This window comes from Halobaculum sp. MBLA0143, assembly GCF_041361465.1.
In the GTDB taxonomy this organism is placed as follows: domain Archaea; phylum Halobacteriota; class Halobacteria; order Halobacteriales; family Haloferacaceae; genus JAHENP01.
In genome coordinates this window covers 1-18476 of sequence record NZ_JBGKAC010000001.1, presented here as the reverse complement: position 1 = coordinate 18476, position 18476 = coordinate 1, and the positions used below count along the sequence as shown (strand labels likewise).

Sequence of the window (18476 nt, the reverse complement as noted above, 5' to 3'; positions counted from 1 at the left end):
GTTGCTACGGAAGAGTCGCGTCCGGTCGTACTGGGTCGAGAACGCTGTTTCGTTCCGCGCACGGTACACCACGCCCGAAGGCGCTCTGGTACTCCTACCTACTGCGGTATCGTATATAAAGACTTCGGTGGTCGTTCGGGTGAAAAGAGGTGACACACCTCCACACGACACGGCGGCTACACGGACGGGTAGTCGCCCAGCCGCGTCCCGTCGGTGAGGTACGCCTGTGCCGACGGCAGCGCCTCGGGGAGGAACGGCGCGAGGAACCCCTGCCCGTCCACGTTCACCCACGTCCCGCTGGACCGGTCGTTGAACGCAGGCACGACGACCAGTTCCGGCGCGTTCCAGTCGTCGTCGACGCCCGCGTCCGCGAACGGCTCGCGGACGAGCGGGCCGCGGAGCCACGCCCGTTCTGCCCGGGCACGGCCCACCTCGTCGGCGAGCTTCACCGCCGGGTGTTCGTGGCCGACACAGACCACGTCGGCCGCGAGCACGTCCGGATCCGGCCAGGTGTGGCCGTGGACGAACCCGACAGGACCGAACCGGACCCCTCCGGCCGGCTCGGTCTGGAGGTCGTCGACGGCGTCCGCCAGCCCGGGGTCGTGGTTCCCCACGACGAGCGTCACCGGCACCGAGAGCGCGTCCAACAACGCCGTCACCTCCTCGCGTTCCGTGTCGCCCGCCCCGGACACCTGGTGTCCGAGGTCGCCCACCACGACGACCCGGTCGGCGTCCGTCCGGGAGACGAGTTCGATCAGGCGGTCGCGCCGGCGCGGCGCGGCGCTGTCCAGCTCCACCCCGCGCTCGTAGCGGAGGCCGACCTCGATACCGGCGTGGTAGTCGGCGACGACGAGTGCCCGTTCCGTGCCGAGTCGCGCCGTCGCCGCCGGCGCGTCCGGAACGGGCTCGACGAGCGGCGCGTCGCGTGTCCCACGGCGGGCCATCAGATCGACTTGAGCCCGTCGCCGGCCTCGTAGCACTGGCCGCTCATCAGTGCCTCTTGGATCGCCTCCTCCGCGGCGTCGGGAGTGACTCCGTGACGGTCGACCGCGACGGCCATCACCTCCTCTCTGTCCGCGCCGCCACCGCCGTCCAGTTCGTCCATGATCTCGACGACGGTCGACTCTAAGTCCACGTCGGCCGGGTCGCCCGACGACTCCGACGACGCAGACGGCTCCGACGCCGGCTGGCCGGACTCGCCCGTCGGTGCGCTCGACGACGGCGTCGACGCTTCCACGTCGCCGTCGGTCGACGCCGTGTCGTCGGTCGCGGCGTCTGCGTCGGCGGAGTCCGTCGGGGTGATCTCCTCCGGGTCCGGCGCGTCCAGGTCCGACTCCTCCGGGTCCGGCACCTCCGTCCCCGAGGAGAACCCGACGTCGTGTTCCGACAGCACCTCCTCGCGTTCCTCGTCGGTCAGGGCGTCGTCTAAGTCGTCCTCGTCGAAGTCCTCCGGATCTGTCGCCTCCGATTCACCGCTGTCGTCGAACCCGCCCAACTCGTCGTCCGTCTCCGTCGGGCTGCCGCTGTCGTCGAACCCGCCCAACTCGTCGTCCGTCTCCGTCGGGCTACCGCTGTCGTCGAACCCGCCCAACTCGTCGTCCGTCTCCGTCGGGCTGCCGAGACCGTCGTCCGACTCCGCCGTCGGCTCGTCGGTGTCGTCGAACCCACTCGACTCGTCGCCCAGCTCCGTCGTCGTCGATCCACCAGTGTCGGTGACGGCCGTGTCGTCCGTGCTCGTCGCCGGTTCGTCGGAGGTCCCGCCCGACGACGACTCGGTAGCCGTCTCCGTCCGGTTCGTCGTCTCTGCCGTCGGGGTAGCTTCGGTCGCGTCCGTCACCTCGGTCGCTTCAGTCGCGTCGGTCGTCTCAGTCGTCTCAGTCGCGTCGGTCGCCTCGGTCGTCTCAGTCGCGTCCGCCGTGTCCGTCGCCGTGTCTACGTCGTCTCCCGGCTCGGTCACGGCGTCCGTCTCGGGCGTCGACAGCGAGGTCACCGTGTCTCCGAGACCGAACTCGTCCGGGAGCGGGCCGAGGGTCGCTCCGTCGTCGGCGTCCGGAGCGGGTGTCGTCGCCGACACCTCCTGGCGTTCGTCCGCGACGACCGCCAGCGCCTCGCGGGCGACGGCACGGAGCCCCTCCAGGTACGTCTCCGTGGTGCCGTAGTGGTCCAACGCCAACGGGACGCCCGTGGCGAGGCTGTCGTCGACGCCGGCCGCGACCAGCCGGTCGTGGAGCGCGTCACCCCGCTCGTCCATCTCCAGAGCGGCGGCGACGACGGCGACGCGTCGGAGCGTCGCCTCCGCGGCGTCCACGGCCCAGTCGTCGCGGGTGTCGGCCGTCACCTCGCTCAGTCGCTCCGGTCGGACGGAGGTGTACACCACGTCGCTGTCGTCCGGCTGGAACGTCCGGGCCTTCCCCGTGAGAGAGACGAACGCCGGCGGACTCGCCCGGTCCAAGAACGCCACCTCGTCGGGCTGGTACTGACCGGCGTAGGTGACGAACGCTCCGGTCGGGTCGACGACACGACCACGGAGGGTGTTCTCGTTGACCGTCTCCACCTCGGTGAGGACGCCGGCGACGAACAACCGGTTCACACGGGCGCCGGTGGGCGTCACCACGTAGTTGGGTGCGCGGTCCTCGTCGCTCTCGGAGTACTCCAGGCTGGCGTCCTCGAACTCCGCCGCGAACAGACGGTAGGCGACCTCGCGTTCCCCCGGTCCGCCGTCGCCGCCGTCGTCGTCGGCGCTCACCGGCGGTCACCCCCGTCGGCCGCGACGTCGTCGCCGACGGCCGCGAGCAACGACCGGGCACGGTCCGCCGGGTCGTCGTCCGCCTCGGTGAACTCGCTGGCGTCCAAGTTCGCGCCGTAGTCGTCGACGGAGAGGTGGCCGCGGACGCGGAACCGTCGCCCCTCCAGCTTCCGGGCGATGTCGTCGGCGACGACCTCGCGGTTCATCGCGTCCCTGGCGGCCGACAGCGCGTCGTCGAGTGTGCCGCCGTACACCTCCTTCGTCAGGTCCGTCCCGAGGATGGCCGTCACCGTGTCCGTCCCGTCGTCGACGATGGCCTTCACGCGGAGGTCGTCTTCCGGATCCACCTGGCCGTGGCTACGACACTGGTCGTTCTGGACGAGTCGGCCACACTCCGGGCAGCGTTGGATCAGCCCCGACCCGTCGCGGACTTCCAGAACGTTGCCGACGACCTCGACGTCGTACATTCCGCCGGTGTCGACCGCCTCTCGGACCGACACGCGCGGGGCGTCGTCGGAGACGGAGACGGACGCGGGCGCGACCGTCGTGAACTCCGTGAGGTTGACAGAGGGGACGCCACGGAACTCCCGGACGTACACGTCCTCCAGCCGGATCTCGGCCCCCTCGGCCACCTCCGGACGGGGCTTCCAGTCGGTGAACGGGAGCCGGGCGGTGTCGTCCGCGAGGACCCCCGAGAGGATCTCCGTCTCGCCGTCGCGGCCGTCGATGGTGCGTTCCTCTAGTTCGAGCACCTCCGCCTCGACGACACGGCCGCGGTCGCCCGGCTCCAGCTCGATCAGATCCCGGTCGCCGCCGACGGGGTACGGCACCTCCATCGGCTCGGACTCCAGGGCGACCGTCGTGGACTCGCCGAGGTTGAGTTCCGGCTCACCCTCCCACTCGCGGACCCCAGCGTTGCCGACGGTGACGGTGTCGCCGGGGTCGAAGCCGAAGTTCTGCCAGGCGGTGTAGCTGATCCGCCCGGTGTCGTCGGCGATCTGCCCTTCGCGGATGGTGGACTCTTCACCTTGGTAGCGGATCGTCCGGGTGCCGACCGTCAGGACACGCCCGGTGACGGTGACGTTGCCCGCGTCCGTCGTCACCTCGCTCACGTCGACGGCCGAGGGGCTGGCGTCGCCGCCACCGCCGTCGCCGTGTTTCCGCCGGACGGACTGTTTCGCCTCGTCGATCGGGACGCTGTACTCCAGTAGATTCTCCAGATCGTCACGGACCTCCTGTTTGTCCACACCGAGGTCGGAGGCGAGTTCCTCGGCGTGACTGTCGACGTCCATGCCCGAGACTACCTCCGCATCGGGCAAAAGGATTCCTCCAGTGCCCGGAGGGTGAGCGGCCAGCAGGGGCGGGAGTTGACAGAGCGACGACGGCGCCGCGACACGGACTTACACACGGAGCCACAACGGCGGCCGTGTCGACCGACACCGACGACGCGGCCCCCGCCGACCGCAACGTGTTCGGCGAGCCGCTGGAGCCCTGCTGTACCGACCCCGCGACGGGTGCTCTGCGCGACGGGCACTGTCGAGCGCTCGAACGCGACCCCGGGCGGCACGAGGTGTGTGCCGTCGTCACCGAGGAGTTCCTGGAGTTCTCCCAGCGGCGCGGGAACGACCTGATCACGCCCCGCGAGCACCTGGACTTTCCCGGACTGTCCGACGGGGACCGGTGGTGTCTCTGCGTGCCGCGGTGGGTCGAGGCTCGCGAGGCCGGCGTGGCGCCGCCGGTGGTGTTGGCGGCGACGAACGAGGACGTGTTGGACGAGATCGACCGCGAGACGCTGGACGCGTACGCCTACGAGGGCGGGGAGCGTGTCGACGGGGACGACGGCGAGGACGGCAACAGCGGCGACGCCGACACGGCGTAGTCAGTCGAGCCCGTCGACGGTGACGGTGTCGCCGGCGTCGATTCCGGTGCGGTTCGTGTAGCCGTGCGGAACCTCCAAGACGTAGACGCCGTAGCCGCGGTAGCGCCGCAGGTCACTGTCGGCAGTGTCCGACGACGGGAGTTCGGCGTGGTGGACGGTCGTGACGGTGCCGTTCTCGTCGACGAACAGGATGTCTAACGGGAACGCCATGTCGCGCATGACGTAGGCGTGAGTGCCGGGGCGGTCGTGGACGAACAGCATCCCCTCGCCGTCGGCCAGCGAGGCGGTGTCGGAGAGTCCGGTGTAACGCTTCTGGAACGTGTCGGCGACGCGCACGTCGACGGTCGCCAGGCGGCTGCCGTCCTCGTCGGTGACGGTGACGGTCGCGTCGTCGTACGAGCTGGGGGTGAACACGCCGGCGTCGACTGCCAGCAGGCCGCCGCCGACGAGCGCCAACACGAGCGCGAGCGCGACGACGGTCACGGATCGGCTGGGTGGCACGGCGGACACTCGGAGACGGCGGGTGGAAAGCGTGTCGCCCAGAATCCGTGCGTTTTTGAGTCGCGGTGTCGGTTCTTCGGGTACGGGCTCGTGGTCTAGTGGTCATGACGCTTCCCTTACAAGGAAGAGGCCGGCGGTTCGAACCCGCCCGAGCCCAGTCCTGCTGGCGAGCGCAGCGAGCCAGCAGTGACTGGCGTCGAAGGGTTCGAACTACGGTCACTCCGTTCCCTACTCGAACTCGGTCGATTCGCTCCCTCGTTCGAACGGGGAGCGAACGACAGCCCTCTCACGCGCCGGGAACCACCACAACCAGTAGGTTGTTCCAACGCTTACTCGTGTCCGTGTACCGAGTGTTCGTCAGTGACGACATGGGGATGTTGAGTGGGGTAGAGTCGGCGCTGGAGGCGGCGACGGACACCCCTCTAGAGGTCACGAGAGAACCGATCGAGGAGGTAGGTCGACTGGCGGCCCGGCTGCGGGAGGTGGAGGCAGACGCGCTCGTCGCCGGAGGGTTGACTCCGGTGACGGCAGAGGTGCTGGAGACTGGGCTGGAGCTGGTCGCGCGGGGTGGAGTCGGCTACGACAACGTCGACCTGGAGACGGCCCGGGAGACGGGGACGCTCGTGACGAACGCGCCCGACTACTGTACCGAGGAGGTGGCGAGTCACGCCGTCTCGCTGGCGGTCGCGTGCACCCGGCGGCTGGGAGCGTACGACCGGCAGACGCGTGACGGTGACTGGGACTGGGCCGAACCGGCGGCGCCACGGCGACTGAGCGAGACGACGCTGGGGTGTGTCGGCTTCGGTGCCATCGCTCGCGAGGCGGCGACGATGGCGGAGGGGCTCGTCGGCGAGACTCTGGCGTACGACCCGTACGTCGACCGGGAGACGGCGGCGGCGCACGGCGCCGAGACGGTCGGGTTCGAGACGCTGACCCGGTCGGCGGATCTACTCGTCGTCTTCGCGCCGTTGACGCCGGAGACTCGCGGACTCGTCGACGAGGCGGCGCTCGCTCGACTGCCAGAGGACGCGGTCGTCGTCAACGTCGGTCGCGGGCCGGTGGTCGACAGCGACGCGCTGGCGGCGGCGCTGGCGGACGGTCCAGTGACGGCCGCGGGGTTGGACGTGCTCCCGACGGAGCCGCCGGTGGACTCTCCGCTGGTCGGCCGCGACGACGTGCTCGTCACGCCGCACGCGGGGTGGTACTCGGCGGAGGCGCAGACGGATCTGGTCGAGACGGTGGCGGACGCGGTCGGGGCCGTCGCGGACGGCGGGACGCCGGCAGATCGGGTGACGGTCGTGCCGTCGGCGGCCGACGTGACCACCGACTGAACGGACGAGCCGACGCTTGCGGTCGGTTTCTCCACCAGATCTATACCGAGGTGTGGTGAAGAGGGACGCATGGGACGGGGGATAGACGGAGGCGAAGAGGTGTGAGTCCGCGAGAGTACGCAGTCGCCGTGTCGCTCGGGATTCTGATCGGCGCGATTCTGGGCGCGGGGGTCGTGATCGCGGACGTACAGCCGATCGAGACTATCGACGACGCGGTCGGTGACGACGAGCTCGCCGGGGTCGCCGACGGTCCACGAGCGGGGGAGTCGCTCGTCGGCACGACGGAGACGGCCACCGAGGCGACACCGACGGCACGGTCGACGCGGACCGCGACACCGACGCCCACGGCGGCTGCGAGCAGTGACACGCCCGACGACGAGTCGACGCGGACCGCGACCGCGAGCGAGACCGCGACCGGAGCAACGACGCGGACGACGACCGGGACTGCGACCCAGCCGGCGTTCACCTTCCGGATCGACGAGGTGACCGAGTGTGGGCTGACGTGCCGGACGGTGACGGCGACGGTGGAGAACCGGCAGTCGGCGGCGGCGGCGACGACGGCGGAGACGCGGCTGTACGCCGGCAACACGACCGCGAGCGGCGCACAGGTGTTCCAGGAGACGCGGGATCTCGGGACGCTTCAGCCGGGCGAGAGTGTCGTCACGAACACGGAGGTGGAGCTGTCCGCCTCGGAGGCGGTCGCGGTGCAGAACGCCGGCGGGTGGGTGACGATCGTCACGGTGGTGACGGGCGGTGGCGAGACAGTGCGGACGGAGGAGCGCCGGAAGGTGTTGGAGTGAGGGACGGCGGTCGGTTTCGTAACCCTCTTTAGGTGAGGTGGCCATCTCTCAGGTGCGCCGCCTTAGCTCAGACTGGGAGAGCACTCGACTGAAGATCGAGCTGTCCCCCGTTCAAATCGGGGAGGCGGCATACTCCGAGACCGCGAGCGCAGCGAGCAGTTTCGGAGGAGACGCCGAGCCGATTTGAATCGGGAGCGACGTGAGGCTGACCGCAGGGAGGTCTCGGTTGCGAACGGAGCGAGGGCTTCGCCTTCGCTGGGTTCGCGGTGTAACCGCGGACCGGGGAGCAGAGTGGTAAAATTCGAATCGGGGAGACGGTATATCATCCCTCAATTTAACATCGGTTGACTGTATCGCCAAGTTTCCACTCTCTGATGTGACCTGTCAGGCTTGGAGCGGGTGCCGTTGTATCAAGGCGCGTGAGCGAAGCCGTGCTTTCGTGTCAGTAGATCAACTACATAGTGCTAGTGATATTTGTAGTTCAAGCGAGAACAGATACACTGATGTCTGAAGATGAGAACGCCGACGGAGGAGATGTCGTCAACATACAGCAGGTGTATCAGATTGACTACGATGTCAACGTCAACGTCGTGAATTCAGAGTTTCAAGAAGTGTACAGTCCAGACGACTTCGGTGGGGTAGTCTGGAAGTACGACGAGGACATTACTCTAGTGATATATAACACGGGTACTGTCATCGGACACGGACCGACTGAGCCTATGATCGACGATGCGTTTGAGGAGGTAGATGCCGACATATACGAAGTGAACTCTTCATAATTTGGCTACCTCCTCCAAGCCAAGTCTCGGTAGAGTTAGGCATACTCTTTAGATTGGCTTGCGACTCGCACACGGATGCAACTCCCACTCGACACAGACGAGCTCGACACCGTCGACCGGTTGTCGCTCGTTGCGATGGCGAGCCTCTACCTCGTCGCCGGCGTCGCGCACTTCCTGGCCCCGGAGCCGTTCGAGCGGATCGTCCCGCCGTGGCTGCCGCGGCCGCGGGCGCTGGTGTACGTCTCGGGGGCCGCAGAGGTCGCGGTCGGATTGGGCGTGCTCCACCCACGGACCAGACGCGCCTCGGCGGTCGGGCTCGCGCTCCTGCTGGCGGCAGTGTTCCCGGCCAACGTCTACATGGCGGCCGGCGATCCGGATCTGGGTCTCCCCGGCACAGTGGGAGAGCCGTCGGACGCGGCGCTGTGGGGGCGGCTCCCGTTGCAGGCCGCGCTCGTGGTGTGGGCGCTGCGGTACGCCCGCGACGACGAAGAGGAGTGAATCGCCGAGCGCCCGTTTACACGAACTTCCGGACGGTCATGTCGAGCGTGTCGAGATCCAGAATCGGCGCGTGAGCCACGTCGGGGTCGATGTTGACGGACTTCTGGAAGTCGGTCTGTGCCTGCCAGCAGCCGGTGTTGACCGAGAGGACGTTGTGGTACTTCCCCCAGCCGACCTTGTGGACGTGACCGGTGTGGAACACGTCCGGTACGTCGTCGATGACGAGGTAGTCGTGGTTCTCCGGGGCCAATCGCATCTTCCCGCCGTACTGCGGGGCGACGTGGCGTTTCTTGAGAAGCTGATACATCGCGTGGTGGGGGTCGTCGTAGCTGGCCTCGTCGTCCGGGAGTTCGGCGATCAGCTCGTCCAGAGAGACGCCGTGGTACATCAGGACGGAGACACCCTCGATCGTCACGGTGGAGGGGTTGCCGGTGATCCGAGCGTCGTGGGCGGACATGATGTCGCGTAGTTCCTCGTCGAAGGCGGGCTGTGGCTCCGCCAGCCGGACGGCGTCGTGGTTGCCCGGGATCATGACGATCTCGATGTCGCCGGGGACGGACTTCAGCCGTTCGGAGAACTCCCGGTACTGGTCGTAGATGTCGACGATGTCCAGTTCCTCGTCCTGGCCGGGGTAGACCCCGACGCCCTCGACCATGTCGCCGGCGATCAGGAGGTACTCCACCTTCTCGGCGGCGGGGCTGTGGAGCCAGTCGGCGAACCGCTCCCAGGCGTCGGCGACGAACTCCTGGCTGCCGACGTGGACGTCGGAGATCAACGCCGCCTGTACCTCGCGGTCGGCCGTCGACGGGCGGTGTGTCCGTGGCACGTCCGGGAAGTGGATGTCGTCGGCGAAGATCAGGCCGGCGTCGTCCGACAGCGACCCCTCGACGGCGACACACTCGTCCAACAGGAGTTCGTCGACGGTGTCCGCGAGTTCGCGGTCCTTCATCACGAGCGCCGGGAAGGTTCCGGTGGTGTCTTCCAGTTCGACGAGCCAGTGGCCGGAGGCAGTCGACCGGATGTCGTTGACGAGTCCGACCATCGCCACCTCGCTGCCGGGGCTCATGTCGCCGATAGTGTCGGCCGGCCGGTGGTTGACGCGCCCGCGGAGCTGGCCGGAGAGTCGCTCGTAGCGGTCGCGGAACACCGTGACGAACTCCTCGTACGCGCCCGTGCCGGTGCTGTCGCCGGTCACGTCGTTGTCGATCGTCGGCGGCGTCGGATCGCGGTCGCCGACCGTCTCGGCGGTCGTCGCCTCCAACCCCGTCCCGGACGACTCCGTGTCGGGGGATTCCGAGTCGCCCTCCGATTCGGGTGGAGCGTCACTCGAGTCCGTCTGGTCGTCACTGTCGGATCTAGTCGGAGCGGCGGGTGTGTCGTCGACTGCGGCGGGATCCGGGGCCGGCTGGTCCGTGCGGGCTCGTTGGACGTGGTCGGCGGTCAGCTTCAGGGCGTCCGGGGGCGCGGCGTCGACGGCCGTCTCCAGCGCCGCGGCGGGGTCGTCCGCCTCCGCGATCAGCGTGACGGCGCCGCGGTCGGCGACGTAGCCGCGGTCCGCCAGTTCCCGAGCGACACGGACCGGCGTCTCCAGTGGCACGCCAGTCACGAGGGCGGTCGCGCTCAAAAGCGTGCCGTCACCGGCGTCCGGTGACGAAACCACTTACCGCCCCGGGCGACGAGTCACGACCCGATGGAGACACTAGAGGGGACGATTCTCGTCGGCGAGTCGTTCGAGCCGGTGGCGGGACGGGTGGTCGTCGCGGACGGAGAGATCACCGCGGTCGAGGAGACGGCCACCGACTCGACCGACCTGATACTGCCGGCGTTCGTCAACGCCCACACCCACGTCGGCGACTCGGTGGCGAAAGACGCCGCCGTCGGTCTGTCGTTGGAGGAGGCGGTCGTCCCCCCGGACAGCCTGAAACACCGCCGGCTCCGCGACACCCCTCGGGAGGAACAGGTCGCGGCGATCCGCCGGACCTGTCGGCAGATGACTCGGACCGGGACGGCGACGTTCGCCGACTTCCGGGAGTTCGGACGGACGGGTGCAGAGATCCTGAACGAGGCCGCCGCGACGGAGGCAGTGTCGGCGTTCGTGTTCGGGAGTGACGACCCCGCGGTGCTGGACGTGGCCGACGGCTTCGGCGCCAGCGGCGCGACGGACGAGGACTTCCGGGAGCGACGTGCGGCCGTCCGGGAGCGTGGCCGACCGTTCGCCATCCACGCCGGCGAGCCGGACGCCTCCGACATCCACCCCGCCCTGGATCTGGAGCCGGACCTGCTCGTCCACATGGTCCACGCCGAACGAGAGCACCTCCAGCGCGTGTCCGAGCAGTCCGTACCGATCGTCGCCTGTCCACGGGCGAACCTCGCGTTGGGCGTCGGCACCCCGTCGCTGCGGGAGTTGGTCGACGCGACGACCGTCGCGCTCGGCACGGACAACGTGATGGTGAACGACCCGTCGATGTTCCGCGAGATGGCGTACACCGCCCGCCGGTTCGACGTGACCGACCGCGAGGTGTTGCGGATGGCGACTCACAACGGCGCGGCCGCGATCGGCTCCGACGCCGGCGTGATCGAGTCCGGCCGGCCGGCGCAGTTGCTCGTCTTGGACGGCGACTCCGACAACCTCGCCGGCACGGACTCACCCGTCTCGGCGGTCGTCCGGCGGGCCGGTGGGCTGGACGTGAAGCGGGTTGTCGGGTGAGGTCAGTCGTCTGCGAACCGGGGGAGCGGAATCTCCTCGCCGTTTCCTCTGGCAGACGAGATCTCGTTACTGAGCGCCCTCACCTCGTTGGCGTCCAGATACCTGAACGAGACCGGCGGGTGGAAGTCGTCGAACAGGCTGTTCGGGTCGATCGGCTCGGGGAACTCGAAGCTCTCTGTCACGCGCATCGCGTACCCCGTGTCGGCGCCGTCGAAGTAGTCGAGGAACCGCGCTCTGTCGGCGATTCCCGACGCTGCGCCGAAGCGTTCCCACAGTTCCCCGGGACGCTCCTCGACGGCTCTGTCGGTCGTGAATCCGCCGACGATTCGCTGCTCGGGGCTGGAGGCGTACAGACAGACGAAGTCGACAGTATCGTGATCGGCGAACGTGGTCCGTCTGAACTCGTACCGCTTCTCGCCCGATAGGATCTGGTCTGCAAACTCGGGCTCGATTGCGAGGAGAGCGATCATCTGTCGTTCCACTCGAGCACCTGTTCGGACGGCGTCTCGTCTGCTGCGTGCCGAACGAACGCGTTCCTGTCGACGAGAAGTCTCACACTCGCCCGCTGTGTCCACCCGTACATAAGTCACTTCACACCGTTCGACGACGCCCGCCAGGGCACGATCCGCTCCGACAATTTGAACCACGAACCCGCCCAACGCTACGTAGATGGAGCCAGCCGACGTAACGACGCTCCCGGAGGGGGCAGCCGAGAAGCTGGAGACGGCGGGGGTCACGGAGTTCTACCCGCCGCAGGCTGCCGCCGTCGAGGCGGGCGTGGCAGACGGGAAGTCGGTCGTCGCCGCGGTGCCGACGGCCTCGGGGAAGACGCTGATCGCCGAACTCGCCATGTTGTCGGCGATCCGGCGCGGCGGGACGGCGCTGTACGTCGTCCCGCTGCGGGCGCTGGCCGCGGAGAAGAAGGCGGAGTTCGAGCGCTGGAACGACCTGGACGTGCAGGTCGGGGTGTCGACGGGCAACTTCGACTCCGACGAGGAGTGGCTGGGCTCGCGTGACGTGATCGTCGCCACCTCGGAGAAGGTGGACTCGCTGATCCGGAACGGCGCGCCGTGGCTGGACGACCTGACGTGTGTCGTCTCCGACGAGGTCCACCTCGTGGACGACCCCGGCAGGGGGCCGACCCTGGAGGTGACGCTGGCGAAGCTCCGGAAGATCAACCCCGGGCTCCAGGTGGTGGCGCTGTCGGCGACCGTCGGCAACGCCGGCGAGGTGGCCGAGTGGCTGGACGCCGAGCTCGTGGAGTCGGACTGGCGGCCGATCGACCTCCGGACGGGCGTCCACTACGGCAACGCCGTCAACTTCGCCGACGGGGACCAACGGGAGGTGCCGGTCGGGAGCGGTGAGAAGCCGACGGCGGCGCTCGTCGGCGACGCCTTGGACGAGACGGACGAGGCGGACAATCGCGGATCCTCGCTGGTGTTCGTCAACTCCCGGCGAAACGCGGAGACGGCCGCGAGCCGGCTGTCGGAGGTGACGGCCCGCCGGCTCACGACCGGCGAGCGCAACGACCTCAGAGAGCTCGCCGCCGAGATCCGGGACGTGTCCGACACGGACACCTCCGACGACCTCGCGGACTGTGTTGCGAACGGCGCTGCCTTCCACCACGCCGGGTTGGCGAGCGACCACCGCTCGCTCGTGGAGGAGGCGTTCCGCGACCGACTCGTCAAGTGTATCTGTGCGACGCCGACGCTCGCGGCCGGGGTCAACACCCCCGCACGCCGCGTGATCGTCCGGGACTGGCGGCGCTACGACGGCGAGTTCGGCGGGATGCAGCCGTTGGACACGCTGGAGGTCCACCAGATGATGGGGCGTGCCGGTCGGCCGGGGCTGGACCCGTACGGCGAGGCCGTCCTGCTGGCGAAGGACCGCGACACGATGGACGAGCTGTTCGAGCGCTACCTCTGGGCGGATCCGGAGCCGGTGGAGTCGAAGCTGGCCGCGGAGCCGGCGCTCCGGACACACGTCCTGTCGACGGTCGCGTCCGGCTTCGCCGGCTCTCGTGCGGGACTCGTGGAGTTCTTGGACCGGACGCTGTACGCCAGCCAGACGGACGACGACGACCGACTCGGCGCGGTGACGGACACGGTCGTGGACTACCTCCTCGCCAACGACTTCTTGGAGGAGTCCGACGGCACCCTGACCGCGACCGGGATCGGCCACACCGTGTCGCGGCTCTACCTCGATCCGATGTCGGCCGCGGAGATGATCGACGGGCTCCGTCGGCTGGACGACGACGAGGAGCCGGCGGCGCTGGGGCTGTACCACCTCGTCTCCCGGACCCCGGACATGTACGAACTGTACCTGAAGTCCGGCGACCGGGAGACGTTCTCGGAGATCTGCTACGAGCGAGAGGCGGAGCTACTGGGCTCGACACCCTCGGAGTTCGAGGACGTGGCCTTCGAGGACTGGCTGTCGGCGCTGAAGACGGCGAAGCTGTTGGAAGACTGGGCGTCGGAACTGGACGAAGATCGGATCACGGAGCGGTACGGCGTCGGCCCGGGGGACATCCGCGGGAAGGTGGACACCGCAGAGTGGCTGCTGGGTGCCGCAGAGGAGTTGGCGACGGAGTTGGACCTGGGCGTGTCGCTGTCCGTCCGGGAGGCGAAACGCCGGGTGGCCGACGGCGTCCGAGAGGAACTGTTGGAGCTGACTGGGATCCGTGGCGTCGGTCGCGTCCGCGCCAGGAAGCTGTACGAGGCGGGCCTGGAGACCCGAGCGGAGCTCCGGGAGGCGGACAAGTCCGCCGTGCTCGCGGCGCTGGACGGCAGACGACGGACGGCGGAGTCGATCCTGGAGAACGCCGGTCGACGCGACCCGTCGATGGAGGGTGTGTCCGAAGAGTCGGGCGGCGGGGAGCCGACGACGTTCGAGACGGCCGGGGACGACGGCGCGCCGGACACGGAGGTGTTCGGCGACGAGCCGGAGGCGTCCGAGGACGGATCGCAGGCGACGTTCGGGGACTTCGGGTGATCGACGTGGAGCGACTGACCGGAACCGAACGGATCGAGGATTTGGACGACACGCTCGCGGCCGTCGACAGGGTCGCGGACACGACGGACTGCACCGTCCAGGGGTTCGACGCCCGCTACGTCGCCGACGAGACACACCTCCGGCGCGCACTGACGCTCGCGGACCGCGCGTTCGACCGCGGGGAGAACGTCGCCCGCGACCGTGGGGTCGAGGTGTTGCTGTACGCCGCCGGCCGCCGACAGATCGACCGCGCGCTGGAGATGGGGCTCTCCGAGGGCGAGACACCGGTCGTCTACCTCGTCGCCGCCCGCGGCACCGACGAAGACGCCGACGGTTCGACCGACCGAGACGACGGCACCGCCGACGAAGACGACGGCACCGCCGAACGCGAGCACGAGGCCGTCCGTCGACTCCGCGAGCGGTCGTCGTTCACCCCCGGCGAGGTGACGCCGGACAGCGACCGACTCCGGTCGTTCTTCGACGTCTCCGACCGCGAACTCGCCGCGACGGACGGAACGCTCGCGGCGGTGGTCCACGAACGGGTCGCCCTGCTCGACGTGGAGAAGTGACACGGGAGTGAGACGCCGTCACGCGACCCCCGGGTTTCCACTGGACACGACGGCTACGGTGTGCGTCCCCCGGTGCAGTCTTGCGGTTCTGGTGGTGCCGAGCGCGAGCGCGTGTCACACGACCACTTTCACTCCGGGGTCGTGACGCCGGATCGATCAGTCGACCGAGAGGTCAGAGCCGTGGTCGTCCGGGGTGCCGTCGAGGTACTCGCGGGTGCGGGCTTCGAGTTCGTCCAGTCGTGGGAGCCCGGTGACGCCCGACAGTAAGACGGTGACGCCGAGCACGTCGCTGTTCGGGCGGGGGCGGTCGCCGGCCCGGACGGCGACGGAGCCGGTCTCGTCTTCGACGATCCCGGTGGCGCGCTCGATTCCCTCTCGGAGGATGTAGTGAGCGGGAGCGTCGACGACGACGGCTGCGCGCGCCGCGCCGGCGACGCCGTCGTCGACGAACGCCTCGGCGTGGAGCGCCTCCCGCGTGGTCGTCGTGACCAGCCGTTCGGCCGTCACGTCGTCCACCTCCGGGGTGGCGTCGCCGAACACGTTCTTGACCGTGTCCACGAGTCCGCCGCCCCCGCTCTCGTCCGTCGGGAGATCGTTCTCCGCCCGCGCCAGCGTCGCCACTCCACCACCCTGGAGGGTGTTGACCACCTCGCTCGCGTCCAGCGTCCGTTCCGGCGTCGGCGCCGACCCACTCGTCTCGCTGGCCGCGACGAGCGACCACAGCGCGGCCGCGAGGTCGCCGTCGGCCGGACCGTACGCCGTCTCGACGTCGGCGTCCGTCCGCCGCCACCGGTCGAGATCCGCGAGCAACACGTCCGTCGCCGGCTCACGCAGCGCCCGGAGCGCCCGCATCGCACGGGCAGCGTGTTCACCCGCCTCGTCTTCGGCGTCGCTCGGCAACACTCCGACGCCGTACAACGGCTGTGTGAGCGTCTCCGACAGCAGTTCCGCGACACACGGACCGATCCCGCCGCCGGTCCCGCCGGCGAGCCCGACGACCAGGAACACCGCGTCCGTCGACGCCGGAACCGCGTCCAACGCGGCGCGGAGTTCCGCCGTCGCACCGCCGGCGACCTCGACGGCCCGTTCCTGGTCGCCGTTCGTCCCGCGACCGGCCGTCTCGACCTGGCCGACCAGGGCCCGGTTCCCCTCCGGCACCGCCGACAGCGCTGCCAGGTGTTGTTCGTCCGTGTCGATTGCCACCGCGGCGTCGACCGGCGCGACGCGACTCCGCTCGGCCGTCGCCGCGAGCGCGTCGACGACCGCGCCGCCGGCGCGGCCGACGCCAACGAGCCCGACTCTCATTGCCAGAGTCGACACTCCGAGTCGGTATAACAGTTCCCCGAGAGTAGTCCCGGAAGGATTCGAACCTTCGTCGTTGCCCCCAGAAGGCAACAGGATTGGCCACTACCCCACGGGACTGCCTACACTCGCACGAAGCGGGGGCGTCGTCTTGTATCTTGCGAACCGCCCCGACGCCGTCGGCAGACTCAGGTGCCCGGGCGCCGAGTCGGCGAGCGTGACCGACGCCCCACAGACCGATCTCCGGACGATCGGCGTGCTCGGCGGCATGAGCCCCGCCTCGACGACCCACTACTACGAACGGATCGTCGCGGGGGTGAACGAGGCACGCGGCGGCCACACGAGCGCGCCGCTCGTCGTCTACAGCGTCGACTTCGGCACCGTCGCCCCGGCGATCGACGACGACCGCTGGGACGAGGCGGGCGAGTACCTCGCCGAGCGGGCGACGGCGATCGCCGACGCCGGCGCGGACGCGTTGTTCCTGGCGACTAATACGATGCACCGGGTCGCCGACCGGGTCGCCGCCGCGCCCGTCCCGTTCGTCCACATCGTCGACCCGACGGCCGAGGCGATCCGGGAGCGTGGCGTCGAGACCGTCGGCGTCCTCGGCACGGAGACGACGATGGAAGCGGACTTCTACCGCGACCGCTTCGCCGACCACGGGCTCGACACCGTCGTCCCGGGCGCCGACGACCGCGCAGCCGTCGACCGCGTGATCTTCGACGAACTCGTCCACGGCGAGGTTCGGGACGACTCCCGAGAGCTGTACCGCGAGGTCGTCGCCGACCTCCGGGCGGAGGGAGCCCAGGCCGTCGTCCTCAGCTGTACGGAGATCGAGATGCTGATCGGTCCCGACGACGTGTCGCCCCCGGTGTTCGACACCACCGCACACCACGTCGAGCGCGCCGTCGAACTGTGTCTCGGGGAGCGACCGTTGCCCGAGTGACGACACCGTGACGGAACGCGACCAGTCTGATCGCGTGTCGACTGGAGGCGAACAAACTGAACGTCTTCAGTCTGAACACGATCAGTCTGAACGCGACTAGACTGAAGACGTTCAGTCGGCAGCGACGTTCTAAGAGGTGGCTCGACGACTGTGACGACGACGTCGTGACCGCCCTGACGACGTAGCTACACGGAGACGGTGTCGCCGACCGCCGGTGCGCTGGCCGTGTAGCCGTCGTCGCGCAGTTCCGCCGCGAACTCCTGGCAGTCGTCGCCGTGGATCACGAGCAGTTCGCTGTCGGGGTAGTCGGCCAGGAACGACCGGAGCCCGTCGTGGTCGGCGTGCGCGGAGAAGTCGAACTGTCGGACCCGGGCGGACACCCGCATCGGTCGGCCGTCGAGTTCGGCACTGCCGGTCTCCAGCAGCCGCCGACCGGGGGTACCCTCCACCTGGTAGCCCGTGAGCGCGACGAAGTTCGTCGGCGTCCCCCGAATCGCCGGGACGTACGTCATCGCCGGGCCACCAGACAGCATCCCGCTGGTGGTGACGATCGTCGTCGGTTGGTCGGCGATCCGGCGACGCTGGCCGTCGCGCCCGGTCACCTCGCGGGCGTGGCCGGCCGCCCGGTCCAACGCGTCCGAGTCCCGGACGTAGTCGGGGTACTGCCGGAACGTGCGCGTCACCTCCGTCCCCATGCCGTCGACGTAACACGGGAGGTCGGCGTCCGCACAGAGCAACAACATCTCCTGTGTCCGACCGATGGCGAACGCCGGGACGACGGTCGTCCCGCCGCGTTGGAGCGTCTCGCGCACCGCCTCGGTGAACGCCCGTTCGACGGACGCCCGGGGGTCGTGACTGACGCCGGCGTAGGTGCTCTCCGTCACGACCACGTCGGCGTCCGGGCGGGCGGTCGTCCCGGCGACGATCCGTTGATCGTCCGTGTGGAAGTCGCCGGTGTACAGCAGTCGGGTGTCGCCGTCGTCGACGAGGACGTGCGCCGAGCCGGGAATGTGGCCGGCGTCGAACAGCGTCACCTCGTAGCCGGCCGCCTCGAACGACTCCCGGTAGCCGTGTGTCACCGACACCTCGCCGAGCCGCTTGACCGCCTCCGTGTCGAACGGACACTGCGGGCTCTGGCCGTGGAGCTTCAGCGTGTCGCGGGCGAGTCGTCGCGTCAGGTCCCGGGTCGGCGGCGTCCAGTGGATCGGCGGCCGGTCCCGGCCGGTCAACAATGCCGGTACGGCGCCGACGTGGTCGAGGTGGCCGTGCGAGACGACGACCGCGTCCGGGTCGAGCCCGCGGGCGCCGCCGACGGGGAGCCGCGGCGGCGTGTCCGTCGTCGACCCGTAGTCGAGCAGGAGACTGTCGTCGATCAACAACGCACTCCGCCCGACCTCGCGGGCGCCGCCGAGGAACCGAATCTCCAT

17 protein-coding genes and 3 tRNA genes are annotated in these 18476 nt (G+C 69.2%); 11 read left to right on the top strand and 9 right to left on the bottom strand.

The window, feature by feature from the left end; translation table 11 throughout:
• Positions 1-176: 176 nt before the first annotated feature.
• Genes RYH79_RS00100 through RYH79_RS00090 form a run of 3 tightly spaced genes read right to left on the bottom strand, consistent with a single transcriptional unit; the run spans position 177 to position 4038 of the window.
• A complete protein-coding gene (locus RYH79_RS00100; protein ID WP_370895125.1) occupies positions 177-944 on the bottom strand; it encodes a metallophosphoesterase in 768 nt (255 codons plus the stop codon).
• Positions 944-2746 carry a hypothetical protein gene (locus RYH79_RS00095; RefSeq protein ID WP_370895124.1) on the bottom strand — a complete coding sequence of 601 codons (1803 nt, stop codon included), beginning with the start codon at positions 2744-2746 and terminating at the stop codon, positions 944-946. The genes RYH79_RS00100 and RYH79_RS00095 overlap by 1 nt, the downstream gene beginning before the upstream one ends.
• Positions 2743-4038 (bottom strand): Single-stranded DNA binding protein, encoded by a 1296-nt coding sequence (locus RYH79_RS00090; RefSeq protein WP_370895123.1) that lies wholly within the window; start codon positions 4036-4038, stop codon positions 2743-2745. Before RYH79_RS00090 ends, RYH79_RS00095 begins: the two co-directional genes overlap by 4 nt.
• Before the next feature lie 134 nt (positions 4039-4172).
• On the opposite strand from RYH79_RS00090, the gene RYH79_RS00085 reads away from it, so the two are divergent.
• The gene (locus RYH79_RS00085) at positions 4173-4625 is read left to right on the top strand and encodes a DUF2237 family protein (protein ID WP_370895122.1); all 453 of its coding nucleotides are present in this window, start codon (positions 4173-4175) and stop codon (positions 4623-4625) included.
• Here RYH79_RS00085 and RYH79_RS00080 read toward each other — a convergent pair whose 3' ends face one another.
• A complete protein-coding gene (locus RYH79_RS00080) occupies positions 4626-5060 on the bottom strand; it encodes a DUF192 domain-containing protein (protein WP_370900701.1) in 435 nt (144 codons plus the stop codon). It lies immediately after the preceding gene.
• 150 nt (positions 5061-5210) lie between these two features.
• Here RYH79_RS00080 and RYH79_RS00075 point away from each other — a divergent pair.
• The 6 genes from RYH79_RS00075 (at position 5211) to RYH79_RS00050 (ending at position 8534) form a co-directional block, all read left to right on the top strand.
• Positions 5211-5283: transfer RNA gene (locus RYH79_RS00075), tRNA-Val, on the top strand.
• Positions 5284-5476: 193 nt separating this feature from the next.
• The gene (locus tag RYH79_RS00070; RefSeq protein WP_370895121.1) at positions 5477-6457 is read left to right on the top strand and encodes an NAD(P)-dependent oxidoreductase; all 981 of its coding nucleotides are present in this window, start codon (positions 5477-5479) and stop codon (positions 6455-6457) included.
• A gap of 101 nt (positions 6458-6558) precedes the next feature.
• Positions 6559-7257 carry a hypothetical protein gene (locus RYH79_RS00065; RefSeq protein ID WP_370895120.1) on the top strand — a complete coding sequence of 233 codons (699 nt, stop codon included), beginning with the start codon at positions 6559-6561 and terminating at the stop codon, positions 7255-7257.
• Between the two features lie 56 nt (positions 7258-7313).
• Positions 7314-7387: transfer RNA gene (locus RYH79_RS00060), tRNA-Phe, on the top strand.
• 373 nt (positions 7388-7760) lie between these two features.
• Positions 7761-8036: a hypothetical protein gene (locus RYH79_RS00055; protein WP_370895119.1), complete on the top strand. Its 276-nt coding sequence runs from the start codon at positions 7761-7763 to the stop codon at positions 8034-8036.
• 75 nt (positions 8037-8111) lie between these two features.
• On the top strand, positions 8112-8534 hold the full coding sequence (locus RYH79_RS00050; protein ID WP_370895118.1) for a DoxX family protein: 423 nt from the start codon (positions 8112-8114) through the stop codon (positions 8532-8534).
• 16 nt (positions 8535-8550) lie between these two features.
• On the opposite strand, the gene RYH79_RS00045 is transcribed toward RYH79_RS00050, so the two are convergent.
• Positions 8551-10131 carry a DNA-directed DNA polymerase II small subunit gene (locus RYH79_RS00045; protein WP_370895117.1) on the bottom strand — a complete coding sequence of 527 codons (1581 nt, stop codon included), beginning with the start codon at positions 10129-10131 and terminating at the stop codon, positions 8551-8553.
• Positions 10132-10224: 93 nt separating this feature from the next.
• On the opposite strand from RYH79_RS00045, the gene RYH79_RS00040 reads away from it, so the two are divergent.
• On the top strand, positions 10225-11241 hold the full coding sequence (locus RYH79_RS00040; RefSeq protein ID WP_370895116.1) for an amidohydrolase family protein: 1017 nt from the start codon (positions 10225-10227) through the stop codon (positions 11239-11241).
• A 2-nt stretch (positions 11242-11243) separates the two neighbouring features.
• Here the strand turns inward: RYH79_RS00040 and RYH79_RS00035 are convergent, their stop codons facing one another.
• Positions 11244-11723: an ASCH domain-containing protein gene (locus RYH79_RS00035; protein ID WP_370895115.1), complete on the bottom strand. Its 480-nt coding sequence runs from the start codon at positions 11721-11723 to the stop codon at positions 11244-11246.
• Positions 11724-11910: 187 nt separating this feature from the next.
• Between RYH79_RS00035 and RYH79_RS00030 the strand changes: the two genes are divergently transcribed.
• Together RYH79_RS00030 and cgi121 are read left to right on the top strand one after the other, a co-directional pair.
• Positions 11911-14232 carry an ATP-dependent DNA helicase gene (locus RYH79_RS00030; protein WP_370895114.1) on the top strand — a complete coding sequence of 774 codons (2322 nt, stop codon included), beginning with the start codon at positions 11911-11913 and terminating at the stop codon, positions 14230-14232.
• Between the two features lie 5 nt (positions 14233-14237).
• Positions 14238-14801, top strand: coding sequence for a KEOPS complex subunit Cgi121 (gene cgi121, locus RYH79_RS00025; RefSeq protein ID WP_370895113.1), 564 nt, complete (start codon positions 14238-14240; stop codon positions 14799-14801).
• Positions 14802-14957: 156 nt separating this feature from the next.
• Here cgi121 and RYH79_RS00020 read toward each other — a convergent pair whose 3' ends face one another.
• Both RYH79_RS00020 and RYH79_RS00015 read right to left on the bottom strand, forming a co-directional pair.
• Complete coding sequence (locus RYH79_RS00020) at positions 14958-16106, bottom strand: FtsZ/tubulin family protein (protein WP_370895112.1); 1149 nt, start codon at positions 16104-16106, stop codon at positions 14958-14960.
• A 44-nt stretch (positions 16107-16150) separates the two neighbouring features.
• Positions 16151-16223: transfer RNA gene (locus tag RYH79_RS00015), tRNA-Gln, on the bottom strand.
• Positions 16224-16320: 97 nt separating this feature from the next.
• On the opposite strand from RYH79_RS00015, the gene RYH79_RS00010 reads away from it, so the two are divergent.
• The gene (locus tag RYH79_RS00010) at positions 16321-17049 is read left to right on the top strand and encodes an aspartate/glutamate racemase family protein (RefSeq protein ID WP_370895111.1); all 729 of its coding nucleotides are present in this window, start codon (positions 16321-16323) and stop codon (positions 17047-17049) included.
• Between the two features lie 185 nt (positions 17050-17234).
• Here RYH79_RS00010 and RYH79_RS00005 read toward each other — a convergent pair.
• On the bottom strand, positions 17235-18476 hold a 1242-nt coding region (locus tag RYH79_RS00005; protein WP_370895110.1), incomplete at its 5' end, for an MBL fold metallo-hydrolase.